Below are 24,220 nucleotides of genomic sequence, written 5' to 3'. Positions count from 1 at the left end.
AGTGCGGTTAATTTTTTCTTTGTTTTATTTCTCCCTCTCATAAAAGAGAGGGAGAATCAGACACTATTTTAAAAGTGTTTTATCACGAATGGCACCTTTATCCGCAGAAGTAGCGAAGTGACCAAATACTTTTAATGCAAAAGACACTTCACGTTCACGGTGAGCTGGTTGCCAGCCTTTGGCATCTTGCTCGGTACGGCGTTTTGCTAATTCTTCATCGCTGACTTTGAGATTAATCGCGCGATTTGGAATATCGATTTCGATAATATCGTCATCATGTACTAAGCCGATCGCACCGCCAGAAGCTGCTTCAGGAGAGGCGTGACCGATCGATAAACCAGATGTACCGCCAGAGAAACGACCATCTGTTAATAAAGCACATTTTTTACCTAAGCCCATCGATTTTAAGTAACTGGTTGGATAAAGCATTTCTTGCATACCAGGACCACCTTTTGGACCTTCGTAGCGGATGACTACCACATGGCCTTCTTTCACTTTGCCACCTAAAATACCGGCTACCGCATCTTCTTGGCTTTCAAATACGATTGCTCGACCGGTAAATTTCCAGATAGACTCATCTACACCCGCCGTTTTTACGATACAACCATCTTTAGCGATGTTACCGAACAATACCGCTAGACCACCTTCTTGAGATATCGCATTTTCTTTGTTACGGATACATCCACTTACACGGTCATCATCTACGCTATCCCAACGACAATCTTGTGAGAAGGCTTGCGTGGTACGAATACCTGCAGGTCCGGCACGGAAGAATTTGTGTAATTCTTCGTCTTTATTGCGAATAATATCGTATTGATTTAATTGTTCTTCTAGTGTTGTTCCTAATACGGTTTTGGTATTACGATGGATTAATCCTGCACGATCTAATTCACCTAATAAGCCCATAATGCCACCTGCACGGTGCACATCTTCCATGTGGTATTTATTAGTATTTGGTGCAATTTTGCTTAAGCAAGGCACAACGCGTGATAAGCGATCAATATCTGCCATTTTGAAATCTACGCCAGCTTCTTGAGCAGCCGCTAATAAGTGTAAAACGGTATTACTTGAACCACCCATCGCAATATCTAAACTCATGGCATTTTCAAAGGCCTCAAAGGTGCCAATTGAACGAGGTAAGACGCTTTCATCATCTTGTTCATAATAGCGTTTGCAAAGCTCAACAATTTGACGACCAGCTTTTAAGAATAATTCTTTACGGTCAGCATGGGTCGCTAACATCGATCCATTGCCCGGTAAAGATAAACCTAACGCTTCGGTTAAGCAGTTCATTGAGTTAGCGGTGAACATGCCTGAGCAAGAACCACAAGTAGGGCAAGCACTTCGCTCAATCGCATCAATACGCTCATCACTTACATTTGGATCTGCCGCTTCAATCATCGCATCAACCAAGTCTAAGCGAATAAGCTGATCAGATAATTTCGTTTTACCCGCTTCCATTGGGCCACCTGAAACGAAGATAGTTGGAATGTTTAAGCGCATTGCCGCCATCAACATTCCCGGAGTGATTTTGTCACAGTTGGAAATACATACCATTGCATCAGCACAGTGAGCATTAACCATATATTCTACGCTGTCTGCGATTAAATCACGGCTTGGTAAGGAATAAAGCATCCCGCCGTGGCCCATCGCGATACCGTCATCTACTGCGATAGTATTGAATTCTTTTGCCACGCCGCCAGCTTTTTCAATTTCAGCTGCAACCAGTTGTCCCATATCTTTTAAATGAACATGCCCTGGTACAAATTGGGTGAATGAGTTCACCACCGCAATAATCGGTTTACCAAAGTCATTTTCTTTCATCCCTGTTGCACGCCATAAGGCACGTGCACCCGCCATATTACGACCTTGTGTACTGGTCGCTGAACGTAGTTTTGGCATAAATAATCTCTCCAAGTAGTAAATTTATTGCTAAATATAGCTTCTGTATTTCACAGTGTAGGGACAAATTACATACATTTGCCTCTACAGATATCACATTGTTTTGTTTATATTAAAAATCCATGTACCTTACGGAGAAGTAACAGTCGTAAGAACTTTCTCAACGATTGCAAATGGTAGTCCTATGATGGCAAAAGGAATAATAATAGCTGAAAGTGCAGCCTCTTCTTTGTTCAATTTATTAATACTAATTTCTTTTTCATTGCTAAACTCTACATATTTTGTTTCTAATGGCTGAATAAGTTTAGCCTTTTGCAAAATCTCATTTTTATTTTTTATATCAACAAGATTTCCATTATTCATTGAAAAAAACATTCTACGTCCATCTCTATAAGGAGAATTTATATTATAAAGTTCATCAAGTTGAGCTTTTGTTAAATTTTGGTGGTTAAAATATATTGATAAGAATGCCTCTACTTCATTGGTTTTAACATTTTTTCTTATCTCATCAATCTTCACAGAAGAAATATTTTTAGTATAAGGTGACTCAAGTAATTTAATCAATTGAGCCGTATTCCCATTATCTTTACTATTAAATTGATAACTATTAAGTTGCCCAATAGCATAAATCCGATTGTCAGCAATAAAGAAAGATTTGATCACTTCTTTTTTTGATGATAATTCTTTATATTGTTGATCTGCTGTTACACAGCCCAATAAAAACGTAGCTATCAACATCCCAATAAATAAACGCATTTTTTTCATTTTTTTACCTTCATAATCTTCAGTTATTTTCCCAACCGCTTCACTAGTAAATCCAAAGTGTGGTTGTTTTTCACTATGAATTTTAACCGCACTTTATTGTTATTTAACGGAATGGACATAAATCAATGAATCCTCTTCGTTCATTCAGACAACCTATCATCGCAACCGGAATCCACAATGGAGCCGTTAAGATTATTAGTGGCGCCGTAAGTATATTTTCACCAGTGTCCGAAAGGCTATATGATTTACTGGTGGTATAAGTCGCACGATAAACTGTCGCCATAATAGGCTTTGTCAGTTTATATTTTGCTAGTAATTCATCACGATTTTTATATTCTTGGATAATGCCATCTGCCTTGTACGTTTTAATATAAAAAACATCAAGTTGAGATGAAATACCAAAATCTTCTTTTATCCCTTGTTTAACCTTGTCTTTTGCTTGAGATGCTTGTGTAAAGTTAAATTGACTGACTAGTTCATCCTGTTGTTTTTTCGTTAATTTATCTGCTTTAACAAGCACTTTTAAGTATGATGAAGCCCATTGCTTTTTCTCCTCATTCAAATATATATAAAGTTTAGGTGATACTTCTTCTATTGATTTTGCATGGGGGCTATTAAGGAATGTCGATAAATTAGAAACGCCTTGCCCTTTAAATTCAAAACTTTCTTTATCAGTAAAAACAAAAAGTCTGCCATCTTGGCTAAACATAAACATTTGAATTGGTTCTTTACTTGACGTTACATCAGACTCTGTATTTTTATCTACAGTACATGCTGACAAACAAAATAATGAACATAGCATTATGAATGATAAGAGCTTTTTCATTTTTAAGTTCCGTTACTTAATTTCAATCACATCCGGCAGTTTAGCCAATTGATTCACCAACAAATCAAAAGTGCGGTCAGATTTTACAGTGATTTTTAACTGCACTTTGGTTTCTACCAATGCCATATCCATGTTAGTTACAGTAAAGCCACGTAAACGAATAACGCGTAATACGCGTTCTAAAACCTCTGGGCGGTGTTGAGCGGTTAAGTCAAAAGTATATTGGTTCATCTTAAATTTCCTCCAGCATATCTGTATTGCATGCACCCGGCGGCACTAATGGCCATACACATTCTTCAGGTGGAATGCATACTTGCAATAAATAGGCGGTTTCGCTATTTAATAAGCGACTAAGTGCCGTATCCACGTCATCAGCGCGCTCAATGCGTTCAGCTGGAATATCAAAGGCTTTTGCCAACATCACGAAATCAGGGTTATCTTCTAGAATGGTTTCAGAACGGCGTTTATTCCAGAAAAGGTCTTGCCATTGACGCACCATACCAAGACGTTGGTTATCTAACAGCAAAATTTTCACAGGTAATTTGCCGCGTTTGATTGAACCTAATTCTTGAATGTTCATCATCAATGAACCATCGCCTGTTACTAAAATCACTTCATCATGAGGGCGTGCTTTTTTCGCACCTACCGCTGCAGGTAAACCAAATCCCATGGTGCCGAAACCCGCAGAGGTAATATAGTTTTCTGGTGCGAAATGGCGCATATGTTGCGCAGACCACATTTGGTGTTGGCCAACATCGGTACAAATCACCGCATTTTGAGGTTTACGCTGTGAAAGTGTGTTGAGCAATGACCAAGGGTCAATCGGTCGGTTGCCTGCATTGTCGATATAAGTGAAATCGAGTTTGGCTTTCAGCGCTTGAATATGCGCACGCCAATCATCAATCGCAAGTGGAATACTTAAAGCTTCTAAGGCTTGAATTAAATCACCTTGAAGGGCGACATTTGCTACACGGAGTTTGTTGATTTCTGCTGCATCAATATCACAATGGATCACTTTCGCGTGTGGTGCAAAACTGTCTAATTTACCGGTCACACGGTCGTCAAAACGTGCACCGCACACTAACAATAAATCACATTCTTGTACGGCTACGTTTGCAGCTCTTGTGCCGTGCATACCAATCATGCCCATATAAACGGGATCGGTTGGGTCAATTGAGCCCAAACCTTTCAATGTTGAAACGGATGGCATTTTGGTGATTTGTAGGAATTTTTTGACCACTTGTGTGGCTTTCGCCATACCTACACCACCACCTACATAAAGTACTGGTTTTTTCGCTTGTGCCAATAATGCTTTTGCTTCAGTTAATTTTAATTCTGAAAGTGCGGTTGGTTTTACGACTGGTTTGACAATAGGTTTTACATGTTCAGGTACATCGCTCACTTGGATGTTGCGAGGCACATCGATGAGAACTGGACCAGGTCTGCCACTTTGTGCAATTTGGAAAGCAGAAGCAATAATTTCAGGAAGTTCTTCAACAGATTGAACAATATAGCTGTGTTTGGTACACGCAAGGGATAAACCTAAAACATCGGCTTCTTGGAAAGCATCCGTACCGATAAGTGGGGCTGCCACTTGACCAGTAAATGCCACGATTGGTACAGAATCAGCAAAGGCATCACCTAAACCTGTTACTAAGTTAGTTGCACCAGGGCCTGACGTTGCGACACATACGCCAACTTTACCCGTAGAGCGAGCATAACCAATTGCGGCTATTGCGGCACCTTGTTCGTTACGGCAAAGAAGATGGTCAAGACCTGAGTCATAAATTGCATCGTAGGTTGGCATGATTGCCCCGCCTGGGTAGCCGAAAAGATCGGTTACGCCATGCGCTTTTAAACATTGGATAATGAGTTGTGCGCCTGTCATGTTGCTTCCCGTTTTTATGATTATTGAATAATTTTATAAACACTGAAGTTCAGCATTGTAGCGGAATTTTTCGCCTTTGGTTAGGTTTTCGCGAAAAAACCAATGAAAAAAACACGATAACAAGCATTATCGTGTTTTTGAATGAAAAGTGCGGTCAGCAAACGTGATGTTTTCTGTGCGTAAAATTAGAAGCCTGCTTGTTTTTCTAATTGTTCAACAAGCGCATCGTCTAAACCTAACGCTTGTGCTAAGTCAGCTAAGAAAATGATTTCTTTGCGAGATAAGTCTTTGCTTACTAAACGCGCCGCTAAGTACACATTGCTTGCAAGTGCAGTATCGTTACCTACAAAGCGAGCAATCTCGTTGATAGAAATTGGATTTTGAATTTCTTGTTCAAGCCATTGCGCTAATTCAGGGTTGTTACCCGCTTCATTTGCGATAGTTTGTTTTTCATCTTCAGTGATTTCACCGTCTGCTGCCGCTGCGGCGATCATAGTACGTAAAATTAATTCACCCGCATCGACATGGCTTGATGAATTTAATACATCAAACGCATTTTCTGAGATGTTTGGTTGGCTGCTTTGTTGGGATTTTTGATAGTTTTGGTAAGCTTGATAAGCAAGGTTACCTAAAACGGCAAGTGAGCCTAATTTTGCTAAGCTTGCACCACCGCTACGGCCTAAAATCATCGATAAGATACCGCCTAACGCTGCGCCACCACCTACTTTTGTAATAGAGTCGATAGTTTGGTTACCAGTTTCAAGTTTGCTTGCAGAGTTTTTAGCCACATCTAAAACTTGATTTAAAATGCTGTTGAGATCCATAAATGTTTCCTTTTGGTTGTTAATAGAGATTAAATTCGGCCTTTAGACAGTAAATTTTAAAAAAAATTCACTTTTTTAACCACTCTTTAAACCAAGTCCTTGACTCGGTTTTAGAATTCATTATATTGAAATCTTTCTTCATTAAAAAGGAACTTAATATGACGCAGTCAAACGCAAAGCGTGAGACCTTCTCTGGTCGGAAAGCATTTATTATGGCGGCAATTGGATCCGCCGTTGGTTTAGGAAACATTTGGCGTTTCCCTTACACCACTTATGAAAACGGGGGCGGTGCATTTATTATCCCTTATCTTATTGCACTTTTAACCGCCGGTATTCCATTACTTTTCTTAGATTATGCAATCGGTCATCGCCATCGTGGTGGTGCACCACTTTCTTATCGTCGTTTTAACCCACACTTTGAAGTGTTTGGTTGGTGGCAAGTAATGGTGAATGTCATCATTGGTCTTTACTACGCCGTAGTATTAGGTTGGGCGGCAAGCTATACTTATTTCTCACTTAATTCTGCTTGGGGCGACCAACCTATTGATTTCTTCCTACACGAATTCTTAAAAATGGGCGATATCAGTAATGGTGTGAGCTTTGAGTTTGTCGGTATGGTAACAGGCCCATTAATTGCCGTATGGTTAGTGGCGTTAGGCGTACTTTCTTTAGGTATTCAAAAAGGGATTTCTAAATCTTCAGATATCTTAATGCCTGTTTTAGTGGTGATGTTTGTGGCGTTGGTCGTTTATTCTTTATTCTTACCAGGTGCAGAAAAAGGCTTGAACGCATTATTTACACCAGACTGGTCAAAACTCTCTAATCCGAGCGTGTGGATTGCGGCTTACGGTCAAATCTTCTTCTCTCTTTCCATCTGTTTCGGAATTATGATCACGTATGCATCGTACTTGAAAAAAGATTCAGATTTAACTGGTAGCGGTTTAGTTGTTGGTTTTGCGAACTCAAGTTTTGAAGTACTTGCTGGTATCGGTGTATTTGCGGCATTAGGTTTCATCGCAAATGCACAAGGCGTAGAAGTGAGCGAAGTGGCAAAAGGTGGTATTGGTTTAGCCTTCTTTGCATTCCCAACTATTATTAACAAAGCACCATTCGGTGAAGTATTAGGGGTATTATTCTTCGGTTCATTAACCTTTGCGGCATTAACCTCATTTATCTCTGTTATTGAAGTAATCATTTCAGCGATTCAAGATAAACTCCGTTTACGTCGAGCAAAAGCGACCTTTGTTGTTGGTTTACCAATGATGGTGGTATCAGTAATTTTATTCGGTACCACAACAGGTCTACCAATGCTTGATGTGTTGGATAAATTTGTAAACTACTTTGGTATTGTAGCGGTAGCATTTGTTTCATTAATTGTGATTGTAGCAAATGAAAAACTTGGCTTATTAGGTAACCACTTAAATGAAAGCTCTTCATTCAAAGTCGGTTTCCTATGGCGTTTATGCATTGTAATCACCACGGGTATTCTTGCCTTTATGTTATTGAGTGAAGGTGCGAAGGTATTTACAGAAGGCTACGAAGGTTATCCAAGTTGGTTCGTAAATATCTTTGGTTGGGGCATGGCAATTTCGCTAGTAGTCGTTTCGTTCATTCTTTCTCGTTTAAAATGGAAAAATGAAGATAACCTCAATCTTGAAGAAAAAGGAGAATAAAGATGACAGGTATTGCAATTGCAATGATGATTGTGGCGCTTCTTGTGATTTGGGGTGGCTTGATCTTTGCTTTAATCAGACTTCCAAAAGAAGAAAAATAAGGTCAAAATTGACCGCACTTTGAAATAAGTAGGGCGTGCTGAGCACGCCCTTTTTTGTTATTTCGATAAATCGATTTGATATACCGCAAAGCCAACTTCATCGGTGCCGACTTTCTTCATTGGATATTGAGCATTGTCTTGAATAAATTTCGCGGCTTGTTCGCTTGGCGAGGTTTCAAAACGCACGTCTAATTTATCGTTACCTTTAATCGGTGCAAAACGCCAGTTTTTATCCGCACTTGGGTTTACATGGCCATTTTTCTCGCTTTCTGCTTTGATGTAATCCGCAAGAATTTGACGGTTTTCATCAGGAGAAGCGTAAACGATATGCGCATCGCCAGTGCCTGGGAATTTATTACCGTAAGCACGATAGTTGTTAGTCGCAATTAAGAATTCTGCTTTTGGATCAACCGGTTTACCTTGGTAAGTTAAATTCACTACACGATGTGAGTTCGGGTTAATCAATTTACATTCGCCGTCATAACGCGGTGGTTGAGTCAGGTCGAATTCATAATTTACGCCGTCAATCACATCGTAGTTATAAGTACGGAAACCGTCCCAATCAAGTAACGATTGTGGTTTGTCACTTGTTGGATCGATTTGTTTAAACATACCTGCGCTACATTCTAACCATTCTTTCAATTCTTCACCGGTTGCTTTGACCACAACTAAGGTATTTGGATAGAGGTATAAGTCTGCTGCGTTACGGAAGGTTAATTCACCTTTGTTCACCTCTGTATAGCCAGTAGGGTCATTTTTACGTCCGCCTGCTTTAAACGGTGCGCCCGCACTTAAAATTGGTAAGCCTGCCATTGCTGCAACACTTGGTGCCACTTTTTCAACGTAAGCTTTTTGTGCTTGGTTTACAATTTGAATGGTTGGGTCATCTTGCACTAGGGCTAAGTAGCTGTACATGTTATCGGTCGCTTTACCGATTGGTTGTGCTACGAATTCACGGGTGGCTTCATGCACAGGTTTTAAAAGTGCGGTCAATTCTGCATCACTTTCTGTGGTTGCTTTTTTGTTTTCGGCATCATAAATTGGACGAAGTACCGCTTTACCATCAGCTACTAACCATTTGCCGTTGTGTTGAGCAAGGGTTAAGTCGATTACACTGATGTTGTTTGCCCAGTAGCCTGCCATACTTTCAGGCACGCCTTTCACAGTACCTTTAGCAATATCCGCATTTGGTGATTTTGCAAACTCTTTATTTGGGAATAAACGGTGAGAGTGACCGAAAACAATCGCATCAATGTGTGGTACATCAGCAAGGTAGAATGCAGAGTTTTCTGCACCTTCTTGATATGGCTCATCAGATGGGCCAGTGTGTGCAAGTGCCACAATAATATCTGCGCCTTTTTGTTTCATTTCTGGCACATATTTTTGTGCGGTTTTCACGATATCGCGAGTTTCAACTTTGCCTTGTAAATTTGCTTTATCCCACACCATAATTTGTGGAGGTACAAAACCGATATAACCGATGTTTAGTTTATGCGTTTTACCTTGGCTATCGACCACTTCTTTTGTTTGGATTACATAAGGCGTGAAATAGGGCTCTTCAGTACCGACTTTCACTACGTTAGCATTGATGATAGGGAATTTCGCTTGTTTAATCGCATCGGCTAAATAATCTAAGCCATAGTTAAACTCGTGGTTACCTAATGTCCCTACTTCATAGTGCATTGCATTTAAACAATCTACGGCTGGGTTTGATTTGCCTTCTTTATAACCTTTAGCTGCTTGATAGTCAGCAATTGGGTTACCTTGAATTAAGTCACCGTTATCAACTAAAACGCTGTTTTTCACCTCTTGACGTGCTTGACGAATCAAGCTTGCTGCACGGGTAAAACCGAATTTCTCAGTAGGTGCATCTTTGTAGTAATCGAAGTCAGTCAAAAAACTGTGAATATCGGTCGTTGCCACAATACGTAAATCGACTTGTGTATCGCTTTTCGCAAAAGCAAAACGGCTAGTACTTAACGCTAAAATACTGCTTGCGCCAAGTTGGATGAAATCTCTTCTGTTGATCATATGAGCTCCTGTTATGTAAGAATCGGCAAGATTTTAAAGCTCTTTTATATATAAAGAAAGCGCAATATAAAGTTATGAAATGAAGTGTGATATGCATCACAAAATAAGGGATTGAATTTGGTTGCAAAACTTCACGTTTGGGACAAAAATAGAACATCCAATCCGCTAAAAATTAAGTTATTCACAGTAAGGTAGCCCGCATTTATTGATGGCATCCGATAAGGAGAGCGCTATGGCTTTTAATCTTAAAAATAGACACTTATTGAGTCTTGTTCATCATTCAGAACGCGAAATTAATTATTTGTTAGATTTATCACGTGATTTGAAACGTGCTAAATATGCAGGAACAGAGCAGCAACAACTTAAAGGTAAAAATATTGCACTTATTTTTGAAAAAACCTCAACTCGTACTCGTTGTGCTTTTGAAGTCGCTGCTTATGATCAAGGTGCTAGAGTGACTTACATTGATCCAAACTCCTCTCAGATTGGACATAAAGAAAGCATGAAGGATACAGCTCGAGTTCTTGGGAGAATGTATGATGCGATTGAATATCGGGGCTTTAAACAAAGTACCGTGCAAGAACTTGCGGATTATGCAGGTGTGCCGGTGTTTAATGGTTTAACGGATGAGTTTCATCCTACACAAATGCTCGCGGATGTTCTTACGATGATTGAACATTGTGACAAGCCACTTCGTCAAATTAGTTATGTGTATATTGGTGATGCACGTAATAACATGGGGAATTCTCTTTTACTAATTGGATCAAAACTAGGGATGGATGTGCGTATTTGCGGTCCCAAAGCTTTATTACCAGAAGCCGGTTTTGTTGAGATGTGTGAAGGTTTTGCTAAAGAAAGTGGTGCATGCCTTACCGTAACTGAAGATATTGATAAAGCAGTAAAAGGTGCCGATTTTGTGCATACTGATGTTTGGGTTTCAATGGGCGAACCATTAGACGCTTGGGCAGAACGCATTAAGTTATTGCTTCCTTATCAAGTAACGCCTGAACTCATGAAGCGTACGGGTAATCCAAAAGTAAAATTCATGCACTGTTTACCTGCATTCCATAATAGTGAAACGAAAGTGGGTCGCCAAATTGCTGAAAAGTATCCTGAATTAGCAAACGGCATTGAAGTGACTGAAGAGGTGTTTGAATCGCCGATGAATATTGCATTTGATCAAGCAGAAAACCGTATGCATACGATTAAAGCAGTCATGGTAGCGAGTTTGGCTTAGGGAAGATCTCGATAAATGAGTACATTTATTAATCATCTATTTTAAGAATAATTTATTTCCATACTTCTTGTGGTTTTATTTTTTTATGTGAAAAATTAAATTTATTTTTTGATAATGATCACATTTTTTGAAAAATATTATTGACATGACATTTACACAAGCAGAGAATATACCCAACTAAGGTTAGTTTAGATAGAAAGAGGAAATTTTTCTATGCTACTTCGTACATATATACACAGATACGTCCATACGAAAGTATTGAGACTTTTACGGTTTAATCCGATAAAAGGTCGTTCTTTGATGGCGCACATCCGTCGTACACGCCATATTATGATGCCATCGCATCGCTCTTGCTTCTCATATTCAGTATTTGCTTCTCAAAATAAACCATCCAACACGGCTCTCTAAACAGAGTTGTTCTCTCTGTTTAGAGAGTCTCCACAGATTAATTTCTGAATATTTTTACATTGTCTAGGACAGGTAAAAAATATTTTGTGAAATTAACTTAATCTTATTTAATTTAAAATAAATAAATTCTTACTTTAGTTTTTTTTATTAAAATCTAGAGAGGGTTGTTTTATTCTAAATAAATCTATTGCGTTATTAAAATTAATAATGCAGGGTAACTTTACGTCAAAAATAAATAAAGGAGTTTATTATGCCAAACTTAAAAATTGCATATAGTCCAAAAGTTGAACAATATTTCTCTACAAATAGAGAATTAGTTGAGATTGCCAAAACAGACTTTACAGATGTTGCGGCTATCGTATTAAGTTCAGGTGATGTAGGAGAATACCTCGGTCGAATTCAAGCAACAAAATTCGGCGTTCCAGTATTCGTTGTTCAAACAGAAGAACAACAAGTGGATCCAAAATTCTATGATTCTATTTATCATATCCAAGATTTAAACGGTTATGACATCAAACTTTATAGCCGTCAAATCGAAACTGCAGCGAAACTTTATGAAGAAAAAATGTTACCTCCATTCTTCAAAATGTTAAGTGAATATGTGGAAATGGGTAATATCGCTTTTGACTGTCCAGGACATCAAGGTGGTCAATATTACCGTAAACACCCAGCAGGTCGTTTCCTTTACGATTTCTTTGGTGAAAATATTTTCCGTTCTGATATTTGTAATGCGGACGTCAAATTAGGTGACTTGTTAATTCATGAAGGTGCAGCTTGTGATGCACAAAAATATGCCGCTCAAGTATTCAATGCAGATAAAACCTACTTCGTATTAAACGGTACTTCATCTGCAAACAAAGTAGCATTAAACGCAGTGCTTTCTCCAGGCGATTTAGTATTATTTGACCGTAACAACCACAAATCAAACCACCACGGTGCGTTAATTCAAGCAGGTGCAACGCCAATTTACTTGGAAACTGCACGTAACCCATTTGGTTTCATCGGTGGTATTGATAGTCACTGTTTTGAAGAAGATTACTTAAAATCATTAATCAAAGAAGTGGCACCTGAAAAATTAAACCAAAAACGTCCGTTCCGTTTAGCAGTTATCCAATTAGGTACTTATGACGGTACGATTTATAACGCACGCCAAGTTGTGGATAAAATCGGTCACCTTTGTGATTACATCTTATTCGACTCTGCATGGGTAGGTTATGAACAGTTTATTCCAATGATGAAAGATTGCTCTCCATTATTGCTTGAATTAAATGAAAATGACCCTGGTATTTTAGTGACACAATCTGTTCACAAACAACAAGCTGGTTTCTCACAAGCTTCACAAATCCATAAAAAAGATAAACATATCAAAGGTCAAGATCGTTATGTAAACCATAAACGTTTCAATAACGCCTTCATGTTACATGCTTCAACCAGTCCGTTCTATCCATTGTTTGCAACATTAGATGTGAACGCGAAAATCCAAGGTAGTGAAGCAGGTCTTCGCTTATGGCATGAATGTGTGAAAGTGGGTATCGAAGCACGTAAATTAGTGTTGAATCACTGTGATTTAATCCGTCCATTCATCCCTACAACAGTGAAAGGTAAAAAATGGCAAGATTATGACACAGAAGAAATCGCAACCAACCTCGAATTCTTCAAATTCCACCCAACTGATACATGGCATAAATTTGAAGGCTATGCGGATGAACAATACTTCGTTGACCCATGTAAATTCTTACTTACCACTCCAGGTATCAGCTTAGAAAATGGTGAATATGAAGACTTCGGTATTCCAGCAACCATTCTTGCAAACTACTTACGTGAAAACGGTATTATTCCGGAAAAATGTGACTTGAACTCTATCTTATTCTTGCTCACTCCGGCAGAAACTCTTACCAAAATGCAAACATTGGTCGCTCAAATCGCCTTGTTCGAAAAACACATTAAACAAAACTCTTTATTAAAAGATGTATTGCCAACCGTGTACAAAAACAACGAAGACCGCTACAAAGGCTACACAATCCGTCAATTATGCCAAGAAATGCATGACCTTTATGTAAGCCGCAATGTAAAACAACTTCAAAAAGACCTATTCCGCAAAGCAACATTACCGGAATATGCGTTAAATCCACACGATGCGAATATTGAATTCGTTCGTAACAAAGTTGAACTTGTTGCATTAACTGACATTGTTGGTCGCGTAGCTGCGGAAGGTGCATTACCTTATCCTCCAGGTGTGTTATGTGTGGTTCCAGGGGAAAGATGGAGTCCGACTGCACAAAAATACTTCCTCGCATTAGAAGAAGGTATCAACACATTACCTGGTTTCGCACCTGAAATCCAAGGGGTTTACTTACAAAAAGACCCTGATGGACGTACTCGTGCATATGGCTATGTTTTAACTGACTATTAATAAAGTGTGGTTATGAGGTTTTTCCTCATAACCCTCTCGGCACAAACAAAAAAAGTGCGGTTAAAAACATCTGATTTTTTGACCGCACTTTAGGGAGTATAAATTATGAGTGCTAAAAGTAATAAAATTGGTGTGGTTCAACTCACCATTCTGACTATGGTTAATATGATGGGTTCTGGTATCATTATGTTACCGACCAAATTAGCCGAAATTGGGACTATTTCTATCGTTTCTTGGCTTGTAACCGCAGTTGGTTCAACAGCCTTAGCTTATGCATTCGCACAATGCGGTATGTTTAGTAGAAAATCCGGTGGTATGGGTGGCTATGCCGAATACTCTTTCGGTAAAGCTGGTAACTTCATGGCGAACTATACTTATGGTGTGTCGTTAGTTATTGCGAATACTGCGATTGCGATTTCTGCTGTTGGTTATGGTTCTGAGTTCCTCGGTGCAACCCTTTCTCCACTTTCTATCGCATTATGGACGATCTTCACTCTTTGGCTTGCGACTGTTCTTAACTTCGGTGGCGCAAGAATTACGGGTAACATCAGTTCATTCACCATTTGGGGTGTAATTATTCCTGTGGTGGGTATTTCAATCATCGGTTGGAAATGGTTTGATGGTTCAATGTATGTAAATTCTTGGAACCCACACAACGTGCCTACTTTTGAAGCGATCGGTGTATCTATTTCAATGACATTATGGGCATTCTTAGGGTTAGAGTCTGCTTGTGCGAACTCTGATGCGGTTGAAAATCCAGAGAAAAACGTACCAATCGCGGTACTTGGTGGTACTTTAGGTGCAGCGGTAATTTATATCGTTTCTACTAACGTTATCGCAGGTATTGTTCCTAACCTTGAACTTGCTAATTCAACAGCACCGTTCGGTTTAGCCTTTGCTCATATGTTTAATGAAACAATCGGTAAAGTCATCATGGGCTTAATGGTGATGTCTTGTTTCGGTTCATTATTAGGTTGGCAGTTCACTATCGCTCAAGTATTCAAATCTTCAGCGGAAGAAGGTTATTTCCCAGCATTCTTCAAAAAAGTTACTAGCAAAGATGCACCAATCGTTGGTATGGTAACCATCACTTCGTTACAAACATTACTATCATTAATGACAATCAGCCCATCATTAAATAAACAATTCAATGTGTTGGTGGACCTCGCGGTAGTAACGAACGTTATTCCATACTTGCTCTCAATGGCAGCACTTGCCGTATTGTTGAAAACTGAAAATGTTCCTCACCAAAAATACAAAAAAACTGTACTTGTTGCCTTTATTGGTTCAGTCTATAGTATCTATGCACTTTATGCTGCAGGTGAACAAGCGATGTTATACGGTTCAATTGTGACCTTTATCGGTTGGACATTGTATGGTTTTGTTTCTTACAAATTTGACCTTAAAAAATCTCAAGCTTAATTAAAAAAGAAAAGCCTACATCTTAATGTAGGCCTTTCGAGTTGCAATAAACTTAAAGTATAAAAGAGCGGTTGAAAATTAATTTGTTTTCAACCGCTCTTTTTATTTAGGACAACACTCTCAACAAAATAGGCTGAAATTCTGTTTGTTGGCCGAGTTTTTTGGTATAACGCTTAACCATCAAAAAAGAAAGTGCGGTCAAAATAAAGATTAAAATCGCACGGACGAGTTCATTTTCACTGATATAGTTAGAAAGCAATGTTGCAACCAATAGAGTGAAAAGTGGCACGATATACATTAATAATGCAGAAAATAACATGGATTTTTCTTCTAGACCGATTTCCACCATTTGACCTGTGCGCAGTGGCGTGATTGTTTCTAACGTGAAGATATGCTCGCCTCGTTTTCCATTGAGTTCAGAAAGGGAGGCTGTTCCACAGGCTTCTCTAGCCGAGCAAGCCCCACAAGCACTTTGTGACTGACATTTCACTTTAGCAAGACCTGTTTCCGCATCATAGCTCATTACAACAGCACTTTCTTTTAGCATTGTGCTTCTCCCATATAAATATCAAAGCGGTGGTTTTTGGTTTCACGACTGACATGGGGCGCTTTTTGCGCTAAAAATTCCGCATAATCAGGACGTTTTACCACCACGCGTTTACGAGCTAATTGTAACGCAGGTGTCAAGAGCTCATCGGCATCCAAATCGGCACCAACTAAATGTTGGAATAAGCGCATTTCTTTTTTAACTAAGGCAGATTTTTGCTTGTGCGGATACATTGGATCCAAATACACCACATCGGCACTCTCTGTTTTTGGATTGAGTTCGGCAATATGATGAACGCCCAATAATTGCATATTTTGTTGCATCATTTCGCCTATTTCTGCATCTTGATAGGCGCGGTTGAGTCCATCCTGCAATAGCAAATACACCACGGGATGGCGTTCCACTAAACGCACTTGGCAACCGATAGAAGCTAAAACAAAGGCATCTCGACCAAGCCCGGCTGTAGCATCAATCACGGAAGGCAATTCTGAGCCCTTGATGCCTACAGCTTTGGCAACAGCTTCGCCACGTCCACCGCCAAATTTACGACGATGAGCCATTGCGCCGGCTACGAAATTTACAAAGACATCGCCCAACTTGGGTTCATCCAGTTTACGTAGGGCAAGGTGGGTTTCGGTTCGCACCAATGCAAGCGGGCTTTCAGTACAATGCTCGATACCAAAAGGGGAACAAAGTGCGGTCAATTCTGACAATGTTCCTACTTCGGCAAACAGTTGAATTTTTATTTTCTCACCAGCCATACGCCGCTTTCCATATGATCTGTGTAAGGGAATTGATCAAACAGCGCCGCTTTTTCAATGCGGTGGGTTTGGCTTAGGGTCTGCAAGTTCTCGCAAAGGGTATGTGGATTGCAGGAAATATACAAAATACGATCGTAATTCTGCACCAGTTTTACCGTGTCAGGGTCAAGCCCTGCTCGTGGTGGATCAACAAAAATCGTATTGCATTGATAGGTTTTTAAATCAATGCCTTTTAAGCGATTAAATTCACGTACGCCATTCATTGCTTGGGTAAATTCTTCTGCCGACATACGGATAATTTGCAAATTATCTATACCATTTTCCGCAATATTAAATTGTGCGGCAGCCACTGATGGCTTGGCAATTTCGGTAGCAAGCACTTTACGGAAGTTTTGTGCAAGGGCGATAGAGAAATTTCCGTTACCACAATACAGCTCCAATAAATCCCCTTGCGAACCTTGAGTGCAATCAATCGCCCATTCCAACATCTTACAATTTACAGCTGCATTAGGCTGGGTAAAGCTGTTTTCCACTTGGCGATAAACATAATTACGCCCTTTTACCGGTAATACTTCATCAACAAAATCTTGTTCTAAACAGATTTTTTGTTTACTCGCTCGACCAATCAACTGCACATCAAAACCAAGTTGTTGTAATTCACCTTTTAGGTTTGCTGCAGCGCTTTGCCATTCTTCCGTGAGTTGCTTGTGGTAAAGTAGGCTTACAATGATCTTATTGCTGAGTGTGCTCAAATAATCAATTTGAAACAGTTTTTTATGTAATACTTCCTGCGTTTTTAATAATGGCAGTAAGGCTTTCATCATGCGATTGATCAGCTCGCTGGCAATCGGGAACTCATCCACTCGATAACGTTGCAAGGTGGTTTGATCAAACATGATGTGATAAAAATCGCCTTTATCATGCCAAATACGAAATTCTGCACGCATCCGATAATGACTAGTCGGCGAATCAAACACGGCTATTTCTGGGGCGTTAAAGGGCTGCAAAAGTGCGGTCAGTTTTTCAGTCTTTTTTTGCAGGAGTTCGGTATATTGGGAAATGGGTAGTTGCATTGATGTTTACGTTTGAATGATAAATATCCCACAGCCCTTGGCAAGCATGGGGATTGAGTAAAAAAGCAAAAGGCAAGCTTCTGCCTGCCTTTTAAAATGTATTATTCGCCAGAATAATCTTCGCCGCCAGAAGCCGCTTCGCTCACATCACCAGATAAGGTGTAAACACGTTTTGTTGTGTTAATGCGAGTACGATATTTATTCCAGGTTTTTTCGAAGAAAGTTTCTGGTGCACGTTCACCACGGCAAAATGCAACAAATTCTTTTTCTTCTTTTGTCGCTGGCTTGCGCTCGCCTGAATCTAATGCTTTAAACGCTTGACCATATTGCTCTAATACTTGGGATTCTTTGATTGTATAATCACCGTGACGGGAAAATCCGCGTGGGTAGTTTTTGTCGTCAAAAAAACGACGAGTAACACTGAAACTAGCAGCCATAATCATCTCTCTTCTTTATATTTAAAAACGGCAGGCATTAAACCAATTTTTTTTTATTTTTGCAATAAACCTTTCACGGTTTCTACATAATCTTTGACGAAATCGTCGTAATTTAAGCCTTCAGGGTTTACACGGTATTTGCCATTGACATAGAAATCAGGTACGCCACGTACTTGGAACTGTTCCGCTGCATTTACTTGTTTATTCACTAAACCGTTTACAGCAAAGCTGTTGATGTTGTTATCAAATTGTTCAGCTGTAACCCCGTTATCAATGAAGATTTTACGAATATCGTCCATTGAGCTTAATTTATCTTGTTGTGCGGCTTCAAATAAAGGCGCTTTCACCTTGCTTTCTGCACCAAGTGCCATCGCTAATGCCCATGCACGAGTGAGGTTTTCAGATTGACGACCTAAGAAGTTAACATGATATTGTTTAAATTCAGTGCCTTTTGGTAAGCTTTCTGCAACTTGTTTTGGAATGTGGTATTCCATTTCAAAGGCATAGCAATGCGGGCAGTAGAAAGAGAAAAATTCAATCACTTCAGGCTGTGCAGAAGCGGTTTGACCCACTTGAACGTATTGTTTACCTTCTTCTAAATTAGCTGCGAATGCGTTAAATGAAAATAAAGCACCGAGTAAAAATAAAAATTTTTTCATTTGTTTTCCTTATTTAATAATTCCGCGCGCTTTTAACAATGCGGTTTTAAAATCTTCTTCATAATCTTTTTTGATGCCAGGAATTGGCTCAAACTTATCTGTGCCATGCATTTTTAAATGATAAATAATCACTTCATCAGATAATTCTGCCACTGGCTTATCGAAACCTGCTTCATCAGCAATTTTTTGCAAAATTTGTAGCAAGCTAAGATCTGGGTCTTTAGACCAGTAAGGTTGTAAAAGTTCCAAAACTTCATTTAAACGCTTACATTTCATTGCTATTTCCTTTTAAATGGAGAAAAATAAGGCTAGATCATACTTCAAATAAGGCAATAAGAAAATATGGAATACACAATAAGTGCGGTTATTTTGGCTGGCGGAAAAGCACGGAGAATGAATGGGGCGGATAAAGGCTTACAGCTTTTACAAAATAAACCGTTAATTAGTCATGTGATTGAGCGCTTACAACCCCAAGTAGTTGATATATCGATTAATGCTAATCGTCACCATACGGAGTATGCTCAATGGGGGTTTCCCGTATTTTCAGATGAATTGCCTGATTTTCAGGGACCGTTGAGTGGTATGCTAACATCACTCGAACAAGCTAAAACAGATTTTGTACTTTTTGTGCCTTGTGATAGTCCGTATTTTCCACAAAACTTATTAGAAAAACTAAAAAGCGCGGTTAAAAATGACCGCACTTTAATTGCTTATGCAAAAGATAAGGAGCGTGAACACCCGACATTTTGTTTGATGTCAGTTCAGCTTAAAGAGAAGTTACGCGCTTATTTAAACGAAGGCGAACGCCGTCTATTACAATTTATGAACAAAAATGGTGCGGTTGCTGTCCAGTTTGGCGAACAAGAAGGACGATTTGTAAATTTTAATACCTTAGAAGATTTACAATAAATTATTTGTTTAACCTTGAATTTTGTAAAAAATTCTCCATTATTACAGTGTTTACTTTCTATTTTATTGAGGAACTTTATTATGATGCGAATCCTTTTATTTTTAGCCACTAACTTTGCTGTGATGCTTGTGTTAGGGATTATTTTAAATGTGACCGGTATTGCAGGAAATAGTACAGGTGGCATTTTAATTATGGCAATGCTTTTCGGTTTTGCTGGATCATTGATTTCATTATTCTTATCAAAAACCATGGCATTGCGCTCTGTGGGTGCGGAAGTGATTACTGAACCGCGTAATCAAGCGGAGCGTTGGTTAGTAGAAACGGTACGCCGTCAAGCACAACAAGCGGGTATTCCAATGCCAGATGTCGCGATTTATCATTCTAATGATGCGAATGCTTTTGCTACGGGTGCAACTAAAAATAATTCTTTAGTGGCGATTAGTACGGGTTTATTAAACTCTATGACGGAAGAAGAAGCTGAGGCGGTATTGGCTCATGAGGTCTCACACATCGCGAACGGTGATATGGTGACAATGACTTTATTACAGGGCGTATTGAATACCTTCGTGATTTTCTTATCTCGTGTGATCGCCAATGTGGTAGCAAGTTCTCGTAATGGCGATGAAGAAAGTCGTAGTTCAGGCATTTACTTCTTAGTCTCAATGGTGTTAGAAATCTTGTTTGGTATTTTAGCGAGCATTATCGCGATGTGGTTCTCACGCTATCGCGAATACCGAGCAGATGCAGGTTCTGCACAGCTTGTTGGAAAAGAAAAAATGATTGCGGCATTGCAACGTTTACAACAAATTCATGAGCCGCAAGAGATGGAAGGTTCACTTAATGCCTTTATGATTAACGGCAAACGTAGCGAACTTTTTATGAGCCATCCTCCACTTGAAAAACGTATCGAAGCATTACGTAGTTTATAAAAGATAAAAAATAAAGGGCTAAATGTAATATTTAGCCCTTTTTATTTATGGATTATTTAATGTCTGCTAAGACTTTGGTGAGTAATTCCCAGTAAGTTTGTACTGCTGAAATTTGGACTTTTTCATCAGGTGAATGCGCGTTGCGAATCGTTGGGCCCACAGAGATCATATCAATATTTGGATAATGTTCTTTCAATAAGCCACATTCAAGCCCTGCATGAATCACTTTAATAACCGGCTCTTTGCCAAGCACTTCTGCATAATGTTTTTTCATTAAGGCTAAAATTGCCGTGTCGTTTACCGGTTTCCAACCAGGGTAAGAACCTGAGAATTCAACCGTTGCGCCAGTGAGTTCAGCGAGTGAAGTTAAGGTTTCTCCTACATACTCTTTACCACTTTCAATAAGCGAACGAATAAGAATCGTACCTTTGATTTTATCTTCAAGGGTTTTTAATACACCAATGCTTAACGAGCTCTCCACGACATTTTTGATTACATCACTGTTGCGGATTACGCCATTTGGTAAGACGTTCAGCAAATTAATCACTTTTTTGGTGGTTTCAAGCGTGAAGGTTTGTTGTGGATTTTCAACTAGCTCAGCGGTTAAGGTTAAGTTTGGTTCAGCGATAGCAAGCTCATCTTTCAATAAAACTTCAAAATTTTTGACCGCGCTTTTTACGCTTTCAACATCATGATTGAAGCAAATGGTTGCGGCCGCTTCACGTGGAATCGCGTTACGAATTGAGCCTCCACGAATTTCTGAAAGTGCTAAGTGCGGTTGATTTTGTGAGAGTTTTGCTAATAAACGCGCTAATACTTTAATTGCATTTGCACGAGTGGTGTGAATATCACAACCAGAGTGACCGCCTCGCAAACCTTTTAAGTTAATTTGCAAAGTATGGTTGAATGAATTGGTTTCACGGTGAACAGGTAGCTCAACATTAGCATTCACCCCACCAGCACAACCAATATAGATTTCACCGATTTCTTCAGTGTCGGTATTAATTAAGATTTCCGATTTTAACCAGTTACGACGGAGGTGTACGGCACCATCCATGCCGGTTTCTTCAGTCATGGTGAGTAACACTTCAAGTGGTGGATGTGCAATATCGGTACTTTCTAATACCGCTAAGGTCGAGGCTAAACCGATACCGTTATCCGCGCCAAGTGTGGTGCCTTGTGCTTTTACCCAATCGCCATCAATATAAGGGCGAATTGGGTCTTGAGCGAAGTTGTGTGGATTGCCTTCATTCGCTTGTGGAACCATATCTAAATGTGCTTGTAACACAACAGGTTGGCTGTTTTCCATACCTGCTGTGGCAGGTTTACGAATTAATACATTACCGGCTTCATCACGCTCAGCAAAAAACTGTTTTTCTTTCGTCCAGTTGACAATAAAGGTCGCGAGCGCATCTTCGTGATGAGAAGGATGTGGAATTGCACAAATTTGATCAAACCATTTCCAAAGTAATTGCGGTTGTAATGTGGTAATTTCTGACATAATGAACTCCTTTTTTCATTAAAATTTTTGCGGAAATCATAGCATAAAACGCCATTTCGGGTTAAAATTCTGCAATTTTTTTATTTAGCGACAAAGTTGAAGGGATTTGTTATGAGCGAAAAATATGTTGTGACTTGGGATATGTTCCAAATGCATGCCCGCAAATTAGCGGAACGTTTACTTCCTGCCACTCAGTGGAAAGGTATTATCGCAGTAAGCCGTGGTGGTTTATTCCCAGCAGCGGTACTTGCTCGCGAATTAAATATTCGTTTCGTGGAAACCGTGTGTATTGCGAGTTATGATCACGATGAACAAGGTGCATTAAAAGTATTACACCGTGCAAGTGGTGATGGTGAAGGAATGATCGTGGTAGACGATTTAGTGGATACCGGCAACACTGCTCGTGCAATTCGTGAAATGTATCCAAAAGCGAAATTTGTTACGGTATTCGCAAAACCTGCAGGTGCTGAGTTAGTGGATGATTATGTGATTGATATTCCGCAAAACACTTGGATTGAACAACCTTGGGATTTAGGTTTAACTTTCGTGCCACCATTGGCAAGAAAATAATAAAACTTGAATATAAAATTTCGTTACGCCGGTACTTTATAGTTCCGGCGTAATAATTATGACCAATTTATTTTGATTATGAATAATATGGACGCACAAAAAGCGCTAGAGCGTTCTTACGTTTCTTCCCTTGAAAACAAAGAATATAATGAAGCAGTCAAGCTGGCTGAAAAGCTTTGCTTACTTGATCCCAATAATCCTGAATACCCTCATAAAATTGCTTATGTTTATTTGCAACAATTAAAATGGCAAGAAGCGATCGAAGCAGAATTAAAAACATTAAAAGTAGATGCGCAATATATTCCGGCTTTAGATTTATTGGCACATGCTTATGGTGCAGTAGATGATTGGGAACGCTCAGGTTTTTATGGTAGTTTAGCCCTTGAGTTGAAAGATAAAGCCATTCCCATTCCAAAACAGGAAATGGTTCCTGCGCCTGCGCCTAAAAATGGTAAACGAATTATTGCGTTTTCTTTATTTGGTAATAACTCTAAATATATTGAGCCGGCAGTATTAAATACACAGGTTTCTCCGATGTTATTCCCTGGTTGGGTATGCCGTTTTTATGTGGATGATTCGGTCTCATCTGAAACGATTCAACGATTAAAAAATAATGATGCAGAAGTGGTTTATGTCACTTCACCTGTGAATAAATGGCCTGGTGCAATGTGGCGTTTTCTTGCAATTAATGACCCTGAAGCTGAGTATGTGATCTTCCGAGGTGCTGACTCCGTGGTCTCTCACCGGGAAGCTGAAGCCGTGGCCGAATGGATTGAAAGTGGTCGTTCATTCCATACAATGCGTGATTCTGGCTCCCATACCGCACTTATTTTAGCGGGGATGTGGGGGGCTAAAGCTGGTGCGGTGCCAGATATGGAAGCAAGAATTCAACGTTTTGTGGATAAGGGTTATGACTCTCGTCATTTTGCTGATCAGGATTTCCTTGCTGAAGACTTGTGGGGCTATATTCGTCAAGATGTATTCTCACATGATAGGGTATTTAATTTCTGTAATGCAAAACCTTTCCCTGGGGAGTTTTACCCTAATTACCAAATTGCGCATTGCGAAGGGGCAAGCGTTTTTGATGCGAAAACCTCTTTTGAAGAAGGGTGCAAAGTCAGATGGACGTTATATTCAAAAATATCGCCTATGGTCAATGTCGATTATTCCTTTATTCGTGTGCCTGAATTTAAAGTTTGCAGCTATGAAACTACCGTAGAGAATGGTAGATTTGAAGCATCAATACCAAGACGTTATGGATTCGCTTTTAAAGAAGGCTTAGCTAGAATAGATATTAAAAAAGCCTAAGTTATCTGTTTTAACTATCAACATAAGGATTATTC

Annotated in this window: 24 protein-coding genes; 10 read left to right on the top strand and 14 right to left on the bottom strand. The window is 39.4% G+C overall.

The window, feature by feature from the left end:
- Positions 1-63: 63 nt before the first annotated feature.
- The 6 genes from ilvD to PARA_RS02850 form a co-directional block, all read right to left on the bottom strand.
- Entirely contained in the window at positions 64-1,902 is a 1,839-nt protein-coding gene (ilvD, locus tag PARA_RS02875) for a dihydroxy-acid dehydratase (RefSeq protein ID WP_014064463.1), read from the bottom strand.
- 129 nt (positions 1,903-2,031) lie between these two features.
- A complete protein-coding gene (locus PARA_RS02870) occupies positions 2,032-2,667 on the bottom strand; it encodes a hypothetical protein (protein WP_014064462.1) in 636 nt (211 codons plus the stop codon).
- Positions 2,668-2,770: 103 nt separating this feature from the next.
- The gene (locus PARA_RS02865) at positions 2,771-3,493 is read right to left on the bottom strand and encodes a hypothetical protein (RefSeq protein ID WP_231844653.1); all 723 of its coding nucleotides are present in this window, start codon (positions 3,491-3,493) and stop codon (positions 2,771-2,773) included.
- A 12-nt stretch (positions 3,494-3,505) separates the two neighbouring features.
- Positions 3,506-3,724, bottom strand: coding sequence for an acetolactate synthase 2 small subunit (ilvM, locus tag PARA_RS02860; protein WP_014064460.1), 219 nt, complete (start codon positions 3,722-3,724; stop codon positions 3,506-3,508).
- A gap of 1 nt (position 3,725) precedes the next feature.
- Positions 3,726-5,381 carry an acetolactate synthase 2 catalytic subunit gene (gene ilvG, locus PARA_RS02855; protein ID WP_014064459.1) on the bottom strand — a complete coding sequence of 552 codons (1,656 nt, stop codon included), beginning with the start codon at positions 5,379-5,381 and terminating at the stop codon, positions 3,726-3,728.
- A gap of 185 nt (positions 5,382-5,566) precedes the next feature.
- A complete protein-coding gene (locus tag PARA_RS02850; RefSeq protein ID WP_014064458.1) occupies positions 5,567-6,205 on the bottom strand; it encodes a tellurite resistance TerB family protein in 639 nt (212 codons plus the stop codon).
- A 158-nt stretch (positions 6,206-6,363) separates the two neighbouring features.
- On the opposite strand from PARA_RS02850, the gene PARA_RS02845 reads away from it, so the two are divergent.
- Positions 6,364-7,878 carry a sodium-dependent transporter gene (locus tag PARA_RS02845; RefSeq protein WP_014064457.1) on the top strand — a complete coding sequence of 505 codons (1,515 nt, stop codon included), beginning with the start codon at positions 6,364-6,366 and terminating at the stop codon, positions 7,876-7,878.
- 2 nt (positions 7,879-7,880) lie between these two features.
- Positions 7,881-7,979, top strand: coding sequence for a methionine/alanine import family NSS transporter small subunit (locus tag PARA_RS10260; protein ID WP_041918210.1), 99 nt, complete (start codon positions 7,881-7,883; stop codon positions 7,977-7,979).
- A gap of 57 nt (positions 7,980-8,036) precedes the next feature.
- Here the strand turns inward: PARA_RS10260 and cpdB are convergent, their stop codons facing one another.
- Complete coding sequence (cpdB, locus tag PARA_RS02835; RefSeq protein WP_014064456.1) at positions 8,037-10,010, bottom strand: 2',3'-cyclic-nucleotide 2'-phosphodiesterase; 1,974 nt, start codon at positions 10,008-10,010, stop codon at positions 8,037-8,039.
- A 232-nt stretch (positions 10,011-10,242) separates the two neighbouring features.
- On the opposite strand from cpdB, the gene PARA_RS02830 reads away from it, so the two are divergent.
- The 4 genes from PARA_RS02830 (at position 10,243) to potE (ending at position 15,490) form a co-directional block, all read left to right on the top strand.
- The gene (locus tag PARA_RS02830; protein ID WP_014064455.1) at positions 10,243-11,247 is read left to right on the top strand and encodes an ornithine carbamoyltransferase; all 1,005 of its coding nucleotides are present in this window, start codon (positions 10,243-10,245) and stop codon (positions 11,245-11,247) included.
- 213 nt (positions 11,248-11,460) lie between these two features.
- A complete protein-coding gene (gene speFL / locus PARA_RS10505) occupies positions 11,461-11,655 on the top strand; it encodes a leader peptide SpeFL (protein WP_197534114.1) in 195 nt (64 codons plus the stop codon).
- Between the two features lie 250 nt (positions 11,656-11,905).
- On the top strand, positions 11,906-14,068 hold the full coding sequence (gene speF, locus PARA_RS02825; protein ID WP_014064454.1) for an ornithine decarboxylase SpeF: 2,163 nt from the start codon (positions 11,906-11,908) through the stop codon (positions 14,066-14,068).
- A gap of 105 nt (positions 14,069-14,173) precedes the next feature.
- Entirely contained in the window at positions 14,174-15,490 is a 1,317-nt protein-coding gene (gene potE / locus PARA_RS02820) for a putrescine-ornithine antiporter (RefSeq protein WP_014064453.1), read from the top strand.
- A gap of 106 nt (positions 15,491-15,596) precedes the next feature.
- Here potE and PARA_RS02815 read toward each other — a convergent pair whose 3' ends face one another.
- From PARA_RS02815 to PARA_RS02790, 6 genes are all read right to left on the bottom strand, one after another.
- The gene (locus PARA_RS02815; protein ID WP_014064452.1) at positions 15,597-16,037 is read right to left on the bottom strand and encodes a SoxR reducing system RseC family protein; all 441 of its coding nucleotides are present in this window, start codon (positions 16,035-16,037) and stop codon (positions 15,597-15,599) included.
- A complete protein-coding gene (locus PARA_RS02810; RefSeq protein ID WP_014064451.1) occupies positions 16,031-16,798 on the bottom strand; it encodes a class I SAM-dependent methyltransferase in 768 nt (255 codons plus the stop codon). Before PARA_RS02810 ends, PARA_RS02815 begins: the two co-directional genes overlap by 7 nt.
- Positions 16,780-17,871: a tRNA (uridine(54)-C5)-methyltransferase TrmA gene (gene trmA / locus PARA_RS02805; RefSeq protein ID WP_014064450.1), complete on the bottom strand. Its 1,092-nt coding sequence runs from the start codon at positions 17,869-17,871 to the stop codon at positions 16,780-16,782. Before trmA ends, PARA_RS02810 begins: the two co-directional genes overlap by 19 nt.
- 101 nt (positions 17,872-17,972) lie before the next feature.
- Positions 17,973-18,308, bottom strand: a complete 336-nt coding sequence (locus tag PARA_RS02800; protein ID WP_032804166.1) for a DUF413 domain-containing protein — start codon at positions 18,306-18,308, stop codon at positions 17,973-17,975.
- Positions 18,309-18,361: 53 nt separating this feature from the next.
- A complete protein-coding gene (gene dsbA, locus PARA_RS02795) occupies positions 18,362-18,967 on the bottom strand; it encodes a thiol:disulfide interchange protein DsbA (protein WP_014064449.1) in 606 nt (201 codons plus the stop codon).
- 9 nt (positions 18,968-18,976) lie between these two features.
- Entirely contained in the window at positions 18,977-19,243 is a 267-nt protein-coding gene (locus tag PARA_RS02790) for a YihD family protein (protein WP_005699179.1), read from the bottom strand.
- 66 nt (positions 19,244-19,309) lie between these two features.
- On the opposite strand from PARA_RS02790, the gene mobA reads away from it, so the two are divergent.
- Entirely contained in the window at positions 19,310-19,876 is a 567-nt protein-coding gene (mobA, locus tag PARA_RS02785) for a molybdenum cofactor guanylyltransferase MobA (protein WP_014064448.1), read from the top strand.
- 78 nt (positions 19,877-19,954) lie between these two features.
- Positions 19,955-20,806: a protease HtpX gene (htpX, locus tag PARA_RS02780; RefSeq protein ID WP_178162576.1), complete on the top strand. Its 852-nt coding sequence runs from the start codon at positions 19,955-19,957 to the stop codon at positions 20,804-20,806.
- 52 nt (positions 20,807-20,858) lie between these two features.
- On the opposite strand, the gene PARA_RS02775 is transcribed toward htpX, so the two are convergent.
- Positions 20,859-22,307 carry an aminoacyl-histidine dipeptidase gene (locus tag PARA_RS02775; protein ID WP_014064446.1) on the bottom strand — a complete coding sequence of 483 codons (1,449 nt, stop codon included), beginning with the start codon at positions 22,305-22,307 and terminating at the stop codon, positions 20,859-20,861.
- 111 nt (positions 22,308-22,418) lie between these two features.
- On the opposite strand from PARA_RS02775, the gene gpt reads away from it, so the two are divergent.
- Both gpt and PARA_RS02765 read left to right on the top strand, forming a co-directional pair.
- Positions 22,419-22,877, top strand: a complete 459-nt coding sequence (gene gpt / locus PARA_RS02770) for a xanthine phosphoribosyltransferase (RefSeq protein WP_005699092.1) — start codon at positions 22,419-22,421, stop codon at positions 22,875-22,877.
- Between the two features lie 78 nt (positions 22,878-22,955).
- Positions 22,956-24,185 (top strand): tetratricopeptide repeat protein, encoded by a 1,230-nt coding sequence (locus PARA_RS02765; RefSeq protein ID WP_041918209.1) that lies wholly within the window; start codon positions 22,956-22,958, stop codon positions 24,183-24,185.
- The last annotated feature ends 35 nt before the right edge of the window (positions 24,186-24,220 follow it).

The sequence above is a fragment of the Haemophilus parainfluenzae T3T1 genome (genome assembly GCF_000210895.1).
GTDB lineage: Bacteria > Pseudomonadota > Gammaproteobacteria > Enterobacterales > Pasteurellaceae > Haemophilus_D > Haemophilus_D parainfluenzae_A.
This window is presented reverse-complemented; position numbering and strand designations above follow the sequence as displayed.

Coding starts and splice junctions, on each gene's coding strand:
- gpt (WP_005699092.1), top strand. CDS start 22,419: ATGAGCGAAAAATATGTTGTGACTTGGGATATGTTCCAAATGCATGCC.
- trmA (WP_014064450.1), bottom strand. CDS start 17,871: ATGCAACTACCCATTTCCCAATATACCGAACTCCTGCAAAAAAAGACT.
- potE (WP_014064453.1), top strand. CDS start 14,174: ATGAGTGCTAAAAGTAATAAAATTGGTGTGGTTCAACTCACCATTCTG.
- PARA_RS02775 (WP_014064446.1), bottom strand. CDS start 22,307: ATGTCAGAAATTACCACATTACAACCGCAATTACTTTGGAAATGGTTT.
- ilvD (WP_014064463.1), bottom strand. CDS start 1,902: ATGCCAAAACTACGTTCAGCGACCAGTACACAAGGTCGTAATATGGCG.
- ilvM (WP_014064460.1), bottom strand. CDS start 3,724: ATGAACCAATATACTTTTGACTTAACCGCTCAACACCGCCCAGAGGTT.
- cpdB (WP_014064456.1), bottom strand. CDS start 10,010: ATGATCAACAGAAGAGATTTCATCCAACTTGGCGCAAGCAGTATTTTA.
- PARA_RS10260 (WP_041918210.1), top strand. CDS start 7,881: ATGACAGGTATTGCAATTGCAATGATGATTGTGGCGCTTCTTGTGATT.
- PARA_RS02850 (WP_014064458.1), bottom strand. CDS start 6,205: ATGGATCTCAACAGCATTTTAAATCAAGTTTTAGATGTGGCTAAAAAC.
- PARA_RS02815 (WP_014064452.1), bottom strand. CDS start 16,037: ATGCTAAAAGAAAGTGCTGTTGTAATGAGCTATGATGCGGAAACAGGT.
- PARA_RS02830 (WP_014064455.1), top strand. CDS start 10,243: ATGGCTTTTAATCTTAAAAATAGACACTTATTGAGTCTTGTTCATCAT.
- PARA_RS02790 (WP_005699179.1), bottom strand. CDS start 19,243: ATGAAATGTAAGCGTTTAAATGAAGTTTTGGAACTTTTACAACCTTAC.
- speF (WP_014064454.1), top strand. CDS start 11,906: ATGCCAAACTTAAAAATTGCATATAGTCCAAAAGTTGAACAATATTTC.
- PARA_RS02800 (WP_032804166.1), bottom strand. CDS start 18,308: ATGGCTGCTAGTTTCAGTGTTACTCGTCGTTTTTTTGACGACAAAAAC.
- dsbA (WP_014064449.1), bottom strand. CDS start 18,967: ATGAAAAAATTTTTATTTTTACTCGGTGCTTTATTTTCATTTAACGCA.
- speFL (WP_197534114.1), top strand. CDS start 11,461: ATGCTACTTCGTACATATATACACAGATACGTCCATACGAAAGTATTG.
- PARA_RS02865 (WP_231844653.1), bottom strand. CDS start 3,493: ATGAAAAAGCTCTTATCATTCATAATGCTATGTTCATTATTTTGTTTG.
- PARA_RS02810 (WP_014064451.1), bottom strand. CDS start 16,798: ATGGCTGGTGAGAAAATAAAAATTCAACTGTTTGCCGAAGTAGGAACA.
- PARA_RS02870 (WP_014064462.1), bottom strand. CDS start 2,667: ATGAAAAAAATGCGTTTATTTATTGGGATGTTGATAGCTACGTTTTTA.
- mobA (WP_014064448.1), top strand. CDS start 19,310: ATGGAATACACAATAAGTGCGGTTATTTTGGCTGGCGGAAAAGCACGG.
- ilvG (WP_014064459.1), bottom strand. CDS start 5,381: ATGACAGGCGCACAACTCATTATCCAATGTTTAAAAGCGCATGGCGTA.
- PARA_RS02845 (WP_014064457.1), top strand. CDS start 6,364: ATGACGCAGTCAAACGCAAAGCGTGAGACCTTCTCTGGTCGGAAAGCA.
- PARA_RS02765 (WP_041918209.1), top strand. CDS start 22,956: ATGAATAATATGGACGCACAAAAAGCGCTAGAGCGTTCTTACGTTTCT.